The organism is Paenibacillus chartarius, assembly GCF_042432825.1.
Taxonomy (GTDB): domain Bacteria; phylum Bacillota; class Bacilli; order Paenibacillales; family NBRC-103111; genus Gordoniibacillus; species Gordoniibacillus chartarius.
This window is the reverse complement of the sequence record NZ_JBHLWN010000027.1, coordinates 111,330-123,463: the sequence shown is the minus strand read 5'-3', so window position 1 is coordinate 123,463 and position 12,134 is coordinate 111,330. Positions and strand designations below refer to the sequence as shown.

General features: G+C 55.2%; 10 protein-coding genes. 9 read left to right on the top strand and 1 reads right to left on the bottom strand.

What is annotated here, in order from left to right; all coding sequences use genetic code 11:
• Positions 1–6 precede the first annotated feature (6 nt).
• The 8 genes from ACFFK0_RS07220 to ACFFK0_RS07185 all read left to right on the top strand — a co-directional run bounded on the left by ACFFK0_RS07220 (position 7) and on the right by ACFFK0_RS07185 (position 8,913).
• Complete coding sequence (locus tag ACFFK0_RS07220) at positions 7–462, top strand: stalk domain-containing protein (RefSeq protein ID WP_377469372.1); 456 nt, start codon at positions 7–9, stop codon at positions 460–462.
• A gap of 185 nt (positions 463–647) precedes the next feature.
• Positions 648–1,640: a carbohydrate ABC transporter permease gene (locus tag ACFFK0_RS07215; protein ID WP_377469371.1), complete on the top strand. Its 993-nt coding sequence runs from the start codon at positions 648–650 to the stop codon at positions 1,638–1,640.
• Entirely contained in the window at positions 1,637–2,476 is an 840-nt protein-coding gene (locus ACFFK0_RS07210) for a carbohydrate ABC transporter permease (protein ID WP_377469370.1), read from the top strand. The genes ACFFK0_RS07215 and ACFFK0_RS07210 overlap by 4 nt, the downstream gene beginning before the upstream one ends.
• 35 nt (positions 2,477–2,511) lie before the next feature.
• On the top strand, positions 2,512–4,326 hold the full coding sequence (locus tag ACFFK0_RS07205) for a cache domain-containing sensor histidine kinase (RefSeq protein ID WP_377469369.1): 1,815 nt from the start codon (positions 2,512–2,514) through the stop codon (positions 4,324–4,326).
• A complete protein-coding gene (locus tag ACFFK0_RS07200) occupies positions 4,301–5,917 on the top strand; it encodes a response regulator transcription factor (protein WP_377469367.1) in 1,617 nt (538 codons plus the stop codon). The genes ACFFK0_RS07205 and ACFFK0_RS07200 overlap by 26 nt, the downstream gene beginning before the upstream one ends.
• A gap of 91 nt (positions 5,918–6,008) precedes the next feature.
• Complete coding sequence (locus tag ACFFK0_RS07195; protein WP_377469366.1) at positions 6,009–7,325, top strand: ABC transporter substrate-binding protein; 1,317 nt, start codon at positions 6,009–6,011, stop codon at positions 7,323–7,325.
• A 48-nt stretch (positions 7,326–7,373) separates the two neighbouring features.
• Positions 7,374–8,564, top strand: coding sequence for a serine hydrolase domain-containing protein (locus tag ACFFK0_RS07190; protein ID WP_377469364.1), 1,191 nt, complete (start codon positions 7,374–7,376; stop codon positions 8,562–8,564).
• 145 nt (positions 8,565–8,709) lie between these two features.
• Positions 8,710–8,913, top strand: a complete 204-nt coding sequence (locus ACFFK0_RS07185; RefSeq protein ID WP_377469363.1) for a response regulator transcription factor — start codon at positions 8,710–8,712, stop codon at positions 8,911–8,913.
• 7 nt (positions 8,914–8,920) lie between these two features.
• Here the strand turns inward: ACFFK0_RS07185 and ACFFK0_RS07180 are convergent, their stop codons facing one another.
• On the bottom strand, positions 8,921–9,616 hold the full coding sequence (locus ACFFK0_RS07180; protein ID WP_377469362.1) for an alpha/beta fold hydrolase: 696 nt from the start codon (positions 9,614–9,616) through the stop codon (positions 8,921–8,923).
• 265 nt (positions 9,617–9,881) lie between these two features.
• On the opposite strand from ACFFK0_RS07180, the gene glgP reads away from it, so the two are divergent.
• Positions 9,882–12,041, top strand: a complete 2,160-nt coding sequence (gene glgP, locus ACFFK0_RS07175) for an alpha-glucan family phosphorylase (RefSeq protein ID WP_377469361.1) — start codon at positions 9,882–9,884, stop codon at positions 12,039–12,041.
• Positions 12,042–12,134 lie beyond the last annotated feature (93 nt).

The following is a 12,134-nucleotide window of genomic DNA, read 5'->3' as shown; positions in this document are numbered from 1 at the left end:
GGTCCCATGAAGCTTTACATCAACGGCATGCTGCAGGACCAAGTCAACGTGGTCAACGGCAGTATCATGGTACCGGTACGAAATCAAGCTTTTGATCTCGGCGGCTATGAGGGCTTCGCAGGTAAAATCATGAATTTGCCGGAGAAACCGTACTTGGATGAGAGTGGAACTGTACGAGTGCCGTTCCTGATCTTGTTCGAGACATTAGGCGCGAAAGTATACTATGACGCCGAAACGAATACGTACTCCGTCTTGACGAATAGCTCGGGCAGCAGTTCAAGCGGTGCAGCGGCAGGCCAGACGAAGCTTTACATGAACGGCGTCATGAGAGAATGGCCTGCGATGGTCAACGGCAACGCCATGGTGTCGCTGCGCATGATTTCCGAGGGACTTGGCGCGGAGGCGTTGCATGCAAAAGTGGAGTTTAACGCAGATACGAACACGATTAGGGTTACCAAATAAAATAATGGAAAGCAAGCCCGCCGGTCACTAGCCGGCGGGCTTTGCTCTGTGTAAAACGCACGGTGCACGAAACATGTATTTCGTAAAATAGTGAAAGAAATCGGAGATCTCTCTGCTTCAACGCCTTCGCAGCAGCAATTATACTGAATAACATATCCCACTATACCAAAGCGAAGGTGATGCTTATGACAACGCCGACAAGTACTGCTAAGCATTCTGCTGCACCGCTGCAGCCGCAGGCGGTCTCGGGCAGCGGCCCGAAGCGGAAAACCGCGCTAAGCCGCGCGCTATCCCGGTACAATGCGCCGTTTGCCGGACTGCTTTTTATTTCACCATGGCTGGTCGGCTTCCTTCTGCTGCAGCTGTGGCCAATTTTGCAATCGCTTTATTTATCGTTCACCGAGTACAATCTGCTCGATCCGGCGCGCTGGACCGGCTGGAAAAACTTCCGTCAAATCAGCCAGGACCGGCTGTTTTACAACTCGCTGAAGGTGACCTTCACTTATGTGCTTACGTCAGTGCCGCTGAAGCTGGCGGCCGCTCTGTTCATTGCGATGCTGCTGAACCGCGCCGTACGCGGAATAGCCGTCTACCGCACCATTATCTATTTGCCGTCGCTGATCGGCGGAAGTCTTGCCGTCGCCGTGCTGTGGCGCAACATATTCGGGCTGGACGGGTTCGTCAATCAGATTACGCCTTTGTTCGGCATTGCCCCGAAGAATTGGATCGGAGTGCCGGAGACGGCGCTTGGCACGCTAGTGATTTTGACGGTATGGCAGTTCGGATCGGCCATGATCATTTTCCTGGCGGGACTGAAGCAAATTCCCGGCGAATTGTACGAGGCTACAGCCGTCGACGGGGCTTCCAAGGTGCGGCAGTTTTTCGCGATCACGCTGCCGATGCTGTCGCCGGTTATTTTGTTTAACCTCATCATGGGTGTCATCAGCTCGTTCCAAATGTTTACGTCCGCCTTCATCATTACAAACGGCGGCCCAATGAATTCCACGGATGTCTATGCGCTGTTTCTGTACAAGAAAGCATTCGGTACGTTCGAGATGGGCTACGCTTCGGCGCTCGCCTGGATTTTGCTGGCACTTGTCGCTGCCGTCACGTCGTTGAACTTTGTCTTGTCCAAGTACTGGGTGTTTTACGAATCGGAAGGGGGGGCGGCGAAATGAGAACGCAGCGCTTCAACACTTCGCCCATCGTCACGCATGCCATACTGATCGTGTTCAGCCTGCTCATGTTTTACCCGGTGCTGTGGTGGATATTCGCCACGTTCAAATCGACGCCGGAGCTGGCGCTGCCGACGCTATGGCCGAGAGAGTGGCTGTGGCGCAACTATCCGGACGGCTGGAACGCCTTGCCGAAGTATACGTTTACGTACTTTTATTTGAACAGCCTGAAGCTGAATATCGCCACGACCGTGCTTCACGTCATCTCGGCCAGCCTGGTGGCGTTCGGATTCGCCCGCCTCACTTTTCCGTTCAAAAACATGCTGTTCTCGCTGATGCTGCTGACACTAATGCTGCCGTCGCAAGTGACGCTGATCCCGCAGTATTCGATGTTTCACTCGTTCAACTGGATCAACACGTACTTGCCGCTCGTTGTTCCGGCGGCGATGGGCGGAGCGTTCTTCATTTTCCTGCTCGTTCAGTTTATCCGCGGGATTCCGCGAGAGCTGGACGAATCGGCGAAGATCGACGGCTGCTCGTGGTTCGGCATTTACTGGCGGATCGTGCTGCCTCTCACCAGACCGGCACTTGTTACGGTGATGATTTTCTCTTTCATTTGGGGCTGGGAGGATTATTTCGGACCACTGATCTACTTGAATTCCGTTGACAAATATACGGTGCCGATGGCTCTGCGCATGTTTATCGATACGCAGTCGGCAGTAGCCTGGGGACAGCTGCTTGCGATGTCTCTTGTGTCGGTGTTACCGCCGGTCGCCATCTTCTTTTTTGCTCAGAAACATTTTGTCGAAGGTATTGCGACGACGGGGCTCAAAGGATAAACTGAAGGAAAAATTGCGGGCAGGCGATTCAGACGATGAGCAGATGGTACAACCCGTTTCACCGGTTTCGCATCGATAACGTGCTCTTTCTCGTGTTTGCCGGCTTCCTTACGCTGCTCATCACGCTCATTATGTGGATCAGCTACACGTTGTCCGCGCGGACGCAGACCAGCAGTACATTCCATTACCAGCAGGGAATGCTGAACAGGCTTGGCAACGAATTGAATGTACAGCTGAGATCCGTCGAACAGACTTCGCTCGCGCTATCGCTTAACACACCGTTTCTCCATTACTTGACGATGTCGGGAGATTATTACGACCGCAACCGGGCAAGGCTCGAGGTGAGCCAAAACTACTTGCAGCCGCTCGTGAACAGCTCGATGCTGCTGCAATCGGTTCAGGTGTACATGAATAATCCGACGGTTACGGACCTCAATTCGGATGTGCAGTTTTTGCCGCGAAGCATGCTGGAAGATGAGCCCTGGTATCCTTCCGCCGAGAAGAGCGATTCGCTATGGGTTGGCGAGCATAACGTCGGTTCGCCGCAAGGCACGGTGCCGGTCGTCAGCTTTGTCCGCCACCTCGCAAGGGACGGCGGTCCGCAGCTTGGCACACTTGTGCTCAATGTTAAGTTGAAAGCGCTTCAAGATACGCTGAACGAAGATCTGCAAGGAGCCGGCAGACTGCTGCTCGATTCCGGCGGCAGATTGCTGCTGCGCACCGAGAGCGCTCCTCATATGGTCGCAGTCTCCGGTCTTTTGGCCGATATCGTGAAAGATTCCGGCTATCGGCGTGTACGTTTGAGCGGGGCGGATTCATCCGGCGAAAGCGATATGCTGATGGTCTGGACTCGCGATTATCGCGAGGGCTGGCTGCTCGTCGAGCTGACTCCATACCGTGACATTATGCGCAGCAGCGTCAGGCTGGCCGGCACGCTCGCTATTGTCGGCGCATTGGCTCTCGGCGTCGCGGCAATTGTCACTCTATATGTGTCCCGGCTCTTCACGGCGCCGGTGCGGGAGCTGCTGGCGCTGATGAAAGCCTACTCGCTCAACCGAACGATTCGGCATGCCCAAACCAACTACGGCAACGAATTCGGAAGTCTATTCGCCGGTTACCGGCGGCTGATCGAACGGGTCGAAGAGCTGTACGCGTCGCTCGAACGCCAGTATAAGGCGCAGCGGGAGGCCGAAATCCGCGCCTTGCAAGCGATGATCAATCCGCATTTCCTGTATAACACGCTCGACCAGGTTAACTGGATGGCGATCGAAGCCGGGCAGGAGCGGATCAGCGAAGTGCTGGAGCTGATGGGCCAAATGTTTCGCATCGGTCTCTCCAATGGCAGCAGCTTCATCACGCTGCGGGATGAGCTGCAGCACACGGAATGCTATCTCCGCATTCAGCAGCTGAAATGGGGGGAAGGCCTAAGCTATGTTATTGAAGGCGGCGATCAGTTCCCGGAATGCTATATCCCGAAGCTGACGATCCAGCCGTTCGTCGAAAATGCTATACGGCACGGCCTGCATGGCCGAAGCGCCGGCCTCATCACGGTTAGAGTGGAGACGGAACAAAGCGGTCTGCTCATCCGGGTAACGGACGACGGCATAGGACTGGCCCCTGACTGGGACGCCAAGAGGTACCGCAAGACGGGAGGCTACGGGATCCGAAACGTGAAAGAGAGGATCGAAGCGTATTTCGGCGCGCCCTACGGCATTGGATTGACCACGCTGCCGGACCAAGCAGGCACCGAGGTGCGTATCCGCATTCCGCTGCTTGCGGACATGCCCGAATCCGAAACCGGCGTGGAGGAAAGGAGTGAGCCCGATGTGGAAAATCGCAGTCGTCGATGACGAACCGCAGGTTCTGAAGGGGATGCGCAGCATCATCCCGTGGCGGGAGCTGAACGCCGAGCTCGCGGGTGAAGCGGCGGACGGGGAGGCGGGGCTGTCTCTCATTCTGAAGGAGCGGCCCGACATCGTGATCACCGATATTTATATGCCGGTCAAGAACGGCCTCGATATGATCGAAGAGCTGCGCAAACATGAATATGATGGGAAAATTATTATATTCAGCGGGTACGCCGATTTCGAATATGCCCGCAAGGCGATGCGCCTAAGCGTAGACGATTATCTCAGCAAGCCGGTCACCGTTCAGACGCTGAAGGACGTGCTCGGCAAGGCGATCGGCAAGCTGGAGCTGGAGCGCAAAAAGGAGCTGCAAGTAGACGAACATATGCGCAAGCTAAGGCTGTATGAACCGATCGCCATGCAAGAGACGATCAAAGCGATCGTCACCGGCGCTACAGCATTCGATGCTGTGACGTGGCCGGACGTGGCTGCGGCTATCGGCAGCGGGCAATACCGCGTTGCGGCGGTCGAAATCGTGCGGAGCGAACGGCTGAACGGGTTGAAATCTGCGGATTGGCATCTGTTCCGGTTCGCTGTCGCCAACATCGCCGGCGAGCTGGGCACTGAGCTGCGGCTCGGTGTGCATACGGTGGAATTGTACGGCGGACAAACGGTTATGCTTCTCCGGTTTCCGGGGAATACGGCTAAAGACGACTGCCGCCGTCTGGCGCTGCAGTTCGCCCGGGGGCTAATCCGCGCTGCAGAGCAATACTTGCGCATCCGGATACAGATCGGGCTCGGCGACATGAAGGAAGATATGAAACAGATCTGCGATTCGACGGAAGAGGCGTTTCAGGCGCTTCACGCCAAGCCGTGCATGCCGGATCAAGAGGTCCCGGTCTTCATGTACAAGCGCAAAGAGGATAACGAAGACCGCATCATGGCTGAGCTTCGGTTGGTGCGCCATTACCACGAAATCGCGCAAGCGCTTGCCGGCATGCAGCAGGAGCTGGCAGCCGAGGCGGTGGAGCGGCTGGCCGCTCTGCTGGCTGCTCAGCCGGAGCTCACTGCCGCCATGCTGCAGCGGATAGCAAGTGAAGTATGGACGATATGTAAATATACGCTATACGGCACCGGTCACGGCTTGGACGAAGCGTTCCCGGCCGACGCCGTCGAGCAGGAGCTGGCGGCGATCGTGCTGCCGCTGCAATTCCGCGATTGGGCGCTGGCGAAAATTGCCGCCGTCTGCACCCGCTTCGGCCGGGGCGACAATCTGCGGCACAAGCAGGCGGTCGATTATATGGTACGGTTTGTACACGAGCATTACGCCGAGGATTTGCGTCTAGCCGATCTGGCGGAGAAAGTATTTATATCGCGCAACTACTTGAGCAATATTTTCCGAGATGCGACGGGCGAGACCTTCAACGATTACGTGACGAAAGTGCGTATGGAAAAAGCAAAAAGTCTTCTCGCCGAAGGCAGGCTGATGGTATACGAGGTCTCGGAAAAGGTCGGCTACAAGAACGTTCCGTATTTCACGACCTTGTTTAAAAAGCATACCGGCCGCAGCCCGAGCGACTTCGTAAAAATTTGAAACAAATTGTGCATTCGTCTTCTAGGCGCTCCAAACCGAAACGGGTACGATGTAGGTGTCAACGACACAATCGAAAGGGGATTGGATGCATATGAACAACAGGAAAATGATCTCTACATTGCTTGCGGGGCTGCTGCTGACGGGAGGGCTGGCCGCATGCGGCGTCAAGGAAGAGGAGCAAGCGGCTTCTGCGCCGGCGCCCGCTGCCAAGGACGCTCCGGCAGGAGCGGGTCAAACGCCGGTCAAGCTGCGCATCCTGTGGTGGGGCTCGCAGGCCCGTCACGATGTTACCCTGAAAGCGCTCGATCTGTACACGAAGAAGCATCCGAACGTCACGTTCGAGCCGGAATATCAAGGCTTCGAAGGGTATCTCGACAAGCTGTCTACGCAGGCGGCCGCCAAGAACGCTCCCGACGTGTTCCAAATGGATGCGGCCTGGTTCAACGACTGGGCGAGCTCGAACCGGCTGGCGGATCTGTCTTCCGTGAACGTCAAGGACGTCGATAAAGCGCTGCTCGACACCGGTACGTATAAAGACAAGGTGTATGCCGTTCCGCTGGGCAACAACGCGCTAGGTATTGTTTATAATAAAGTGGTGTTCGACAAGCTCGGCGTGCAGCCGCCGAAAACGTGGGACGAACTGTTTCAGCTGGCGAAAGATATCAAGCCGAAGCTGGCCAAGGACCAATATTTGATTAAGGACTTGACTCGCTTCTCCAATATGTATACGTCCTATCAGCTTAGCAAGGGCAAAGGCTATCCGCTCACGAAGGACGGAAAATTCAATTTCGACAAGGACACCTGGATTGATTTCATGACCAAGATGCAGGAGCTTCGCAAAGGCGGCTTCGTGGCGCCGGCGGATGTTACGATGTCGGACAAAAACTGGGATGCCAAGATGGATTTGCTCGGTCAAGAGAAAGTGTTGATTAAAGAGGCGCATGCGGCGGAGTTCGGCGGCTTCGATTCGCTGAAGCCGGGCAGCTTTGCACTGGCTGCGCTGCCGAAAGGCGCGGAAGCGGGCGGCTGGCTGAAGGCGTCGATGTACTGGAGCGTCAATCCGGACAGCAAGGCGAAGGAAGAAGCAATGAAATTCGTCGACTGGTTCATTAACGACAAGGAGGCGGCCGACATCCTCGGCACGTCGCGCGGCGTACCGGTATCGAAGTCGATCGTCGAGTACATGCAGCCTAAGTTCAATGCCATCGACAAAGCCGGCATCAGCCTGATCGAACAGGTCGCGGCTGGCGGCGGCAAAGCGTTCGACCCGGGGCCAGGGCTCAAAGGCGGTTGGGCGAAGTTCGCGTTAGACAAGGAATACGACAATATTACGCAGCAAGTCATGTTCGACAAGATGACACCGCAGCAGGGCTGGGAAGAAGTAGTGAAGCTGAGCAAGGATTTGTAATCGAGCGGCGAGCGAACAAACAAATGATGCAGAGAGGAATCATGACCCATGGAAACGATGAACCGGCTTACGCCGCTGCTCAAGAGCTTTGTCGAGAAAGGACCGGCAGGCTGCGCCTGCAAGGTCGTCCGCCGCGGCGAAACGCTGTACGAGGGCTGCTTCGGCTCGGCGGATCTGGAGCTGAACCAACCGATCGCAGCGGATACGATTTACCGTATTTATTCCTTGACGAAAGTCGTTACATGCACGGCCGCTTTAATGCTGTATGAGCGCGGACACTTTTTGCTGAACGATCCGCTCGAGGAATATCTCCCTGAATTTAAGGATCCGCGTGTCTACAAGCGCAATGCGAACGGCGAATGGACCGTGTCTGCCGCATCGTCCTCGATCCGCATCAAGCACCTGTTTTCCATGACTTCCGGATTGACGTATGGCCTCATGCCCGGCATCAAGATTCAGGAAGACTTCCTGGAGACGGCGCGTGAAACCGGTAAATTAATGGACGATGTGGCCCGCAGGGCTGCAGGCGGAGAGAAAATCGGCATGCGAGAATTTTCCAAAGCTCTTGCCTCGATTCCGCTGGCTTTCGAGCCAGGCGCACATAGGCAGTACGGACTCAGCCACGATATTTTAGGGGTACTGATCGAGGTCATCACAGGCAAAACACTCGGGCGGTTTTTACATGATGAAATTTTTGATCCGCTCGGCATGAAGGACACGTTCTTCCGCATTCCGGATGACAAAAAGGACCGGCTGTGCAGCTTGTATAACCGCTCCGATGACGGATCGCTGACGAAGAATACGAATATGGATGCAAACTTCCAGCCTGATGCTGTAATGGAAATGGGCGGCGGCGGACTGTTGTCCACGCTCGGCGATTACAGCCGGTTTGCGCAAATGCTGGCCAGCGGGGGCGAATGGGGTGGAGTCCGCATCCTGAGTGCGAACACGATCCGCCTCATGGCATCCAATCATCTTGGACCTGCGCAAATGGCCGACTTCGATATCCCGATCTTTGCAGGATACGGCTATGGGCTCGGCGTCAGAGTGATGCTCGATCCGGCGGCCGGGGGAAGCAACGGCTCCGTCGGGGAATTCGGCTGGAGCGGAGCAGCGGGAACTTACGTACTGATTGATCCAAAAGAGCAGCTTTCGGCCGTGTATATGCAGCAAATGTTTCCGAATTTCGAAACGGTTCACCACCCGCGGTTGCGGGCGGTCATTTACGGGGCGCTGTAGGCTCCCGCGCTGGTCTGCATGCTTACACAGAATGGCTGTCACCGGAAAGTAGATTTATCTACTGTCGGGGGGCGGCCTTCGGTCATTTGTACCTCGGCCTATTGTTTTCCGAGGGCATCCTTCTCACCTCTCCGCCGCCCCGATCTTGACGGAGCGGGAAGAGGAAGTCGCTCACCTGCTGCAGCAAGGGCTGACGAACGCTCAGATCGGTGCCAGATTGTTCTTGTCTGAAGTGACGGTGAAGAAATACTTGCGTTCGCTGTTTGATAAGTTTGGAGTGAAAAACCGTACCCAGCTGTTAGTGACCATGATGGAGAAGCGGCAAACGATAAGGGATAACGGGGGCTGAGCCCTCGTCAAATTCCCAAAAACTTCTTCACAGCGCTCAAAAATGGTTGAGGATTTGCCTCATGCACAAAATGCCCGCTTCCCTCGATAGTCACAAGTTCGCAGTCGGGGATGAGATCTGCGGCTTCCTTTAATTTATTTTGCGGAATGGGGCTAGTAGATCCGCCGCCGATAATAAGTGCAGGTGCAAGGATTTCAGGCATGCGTGCCCACCAAATCGGATTAGGCGCATTAAGCTGCTGGATAATGGAAGGAATGACCAGCCAGTCGAAGGGCAGCGGCTCAGAAGGCGGTTCTGAAGGAATTTCGGCAGGCAAACTTTCAAACGGAGGAGGCGTATCCTCAATAATTAAACGCTCGATTCTGTCGGGGTACGACTCGGCAAATAGAAAAGATACCGTTCCCCCCATCGAATGTCCCAGCAGTGTAAATTTCTCCAAGCCCAACGTATTCGCAAAACAGAGCAGGTCCTCACACATGAGTTCAAAAGTATAGACGCCCGGTCTTGCACTTCCGCCATGTCCTCGCTGATCCAAGGCTAACACACGATACTGATGCCCTAACTCGGCTGCAATATGGTCCCAGGACGCCGCATTCTGCCCTAACGCATGAAGTGCAAGAAGTGGAGGTGCCGTTACCTCGCCCGTTTCACGATATTGGAACAAGAGTCCGTTTAATTCTATTTGCCTGATCCGTGTTTCCATGCCTGCTCATCTCCCTTAGTCTCTTTAACCCCAAATAAAGGCTTCGTCTCGATGGTTTCCTCGAAATGGAAATCAAATTGATGTCTCCATTATATTTATGACTGAACGTACAGTCAACCGAAATCAAATTTCCGCTCATGTGGACATTCTATGGTAGAATCGTTCGCCATTGGGCACTGGGGTATTTAGGTATCCGGGCACTTGCACACGAATCGGATGAGAGCATATTGTGTAGAGATCCAATCTATCTTTTGAGGTGATGGATATGACACACAAGGTGGCCTACTTTTGCGCCGAATTCGGTATCGACGAAGCTTTGCCGATTTATTCGGGCGGACTTGGCGTATTAGCGGGAGATCACATCAAGGCAGCTAACGACTTAGATCTTCCCTTGATCGGGGTAGGGATTTTTTATAGCAGAGGGTATTTTCAGCAGCGCATTCGCGAGGACGGGGTTCAGGAGCACATGCATCCGGCGCTCGACACCTCCAAGCTTCCGATTGAATTGGTCACGGGCCTGGACGGACTTCCTTTAATCATTGAGGTGCCGATTGCCGGACGGCGCGTCTGCTTGAAAGCATGGCGTACCGATGTCGGAAAAATTCCCGTCTATCTGTTGAATTCGGACGTCGAACCTAACAGCGAGTATGACCGGAGATTGACCGACACGCTTTATGCCAGCGATCCGGATATCCGCATTAGCCAGGAAATGATTCTCGGTATCGGCGGCGTACGATTGCTGAACGCGCTCGGAATCGTTCCCGATGTATGGCATATGAATGAGGGGCATTCGGCGTTTTTGACGCTGGAACGCATTCGCGGTTACTCGGCTGAAGGCGTGCCATTCGATACGGCGCTTGAAGCCGTCAGGGCCTGTACGATATTCACGACTCATACGCCTGTGCCCGCTGGACACGATACGTTCCCAATCGCAATGATGGATCGTTTTTTCGGGGATTATTATTGGCAGTTGGGAGCCGATCGAGAGAAGATTTTGGCCTTGGGACGGATCGGGGACCGGTTTAACATGACACGTCTTGCCGTAAGCGCTTCCTCCAAGGTCAACGGGGTCAGCAAGCTCCACGCAGAAGTGACGAAGGGGCTGTTCCACCAATGGATGCCCCATATTCCTCAAGCCGACATCGCCGTCGACGCCGTCACGAACGGCATTCATATCGGAACCTGGCTGTCGTCCGGCATGAAGGAGCTGTTCGACCGGCATTTGCGATCGGATTGGGACACGAATACGTCGGAGCCGGGCACATGGGCGCCGGTTCGGGATATTCCGGAAGAACAAGTGTGGAATACTCATCTCCAGGCGAAGGAAAGCATGCTGCAGGAATTGGGGCTCCCTTCCAACCTGAAAAACATGCTGACGATCGGCTTTGCGAGACGTTTCGCGACCTACAAGAGGGCGCTGCTGGCGTTTCAGGATTTGGACCGTCTGGACAAAATCGTCAACGATCCCCATCAGCCCGTCTGCTTCGTCTTTTCGGGCAAGGCGCATCCCGCCGACGGTCCGGGCCAGTCGCTGATTCGAAGCATCGTGGAAATCGCTAAGCAGGAGCGGTTTCGGAACCGAATTTTCGTCGTGGAAAACTATGATATCGGCCGTGCGAAGAAGCTCGTGCAAGGGGTGGACGTCTGGCTGAACACGCCGGAGAAGCCGATGGAAGCGAGCGGAACGAGCGGGCAAAAAGCAGCCGTCAACGGCGTCATCAATCTCAGCGTGCGGGACGGATGGTGGGATGAAGGGTACAACGGCCGCAATGGGTGGGCGATCGACGGAGCGCAGAGCGGGGACAGCGAAGAGAGGTTTCGTTCGGACAGTTCGACGTTGTACCGGCTGCTTGAGAAGGAAATCGTCCCCCTGTTCTATCGGCGCGATGATCGAGCGGTACCGGCAGGATGGGTGGGCAGGATGAAGGAGTCGATTTGCTCGCTGGCTCCCGTTTACAATACCCATCGGATGGTGTCGGAGTATTGGAACCGTTTGTACGTCCCCATCATGGAGCGCGGGCAGCGTTTTACCGCGGCGGGGCTCGAAATAGCGGGCAAAGTCGCGGCTTATAAGGCGTTTATTCGAAACCATTGGCAGCAGGTGACAGTCCAAGACCTGCAAATGTCTTCATTCCAAGCGACCAAGATCGGATTGACGAAGACGCTGATCCAAGCGAAAGTCCACCTCGGCCCGATTTGGGTCAAGGACGTCTGTGTGGAGGCGGTAGGCTCCGACGGCAAAGGCGGCATTCGGAAGGTAGAGCTGGCTAAGAAGAAGGAGCTGGACAAGGGGCTGTACGTTTACGAAGGAGAGCTCTTGGAATCGATTGATGCGCTTTGGAAGTCGACTGCGAATGTGAGAGTGACGCCGATCAGCCGCGATTTCAGTCACGACTTCGAGATGGAGCTGGCCGCTTGGGGATGAAGATTGGACTGTATATGAACGCAATGGAGCCGTCTCCCTAGTGGGATGACGGCTCTTTGGGTGGCGGGCGCCATGTGTAGGAGCGAATGTTAG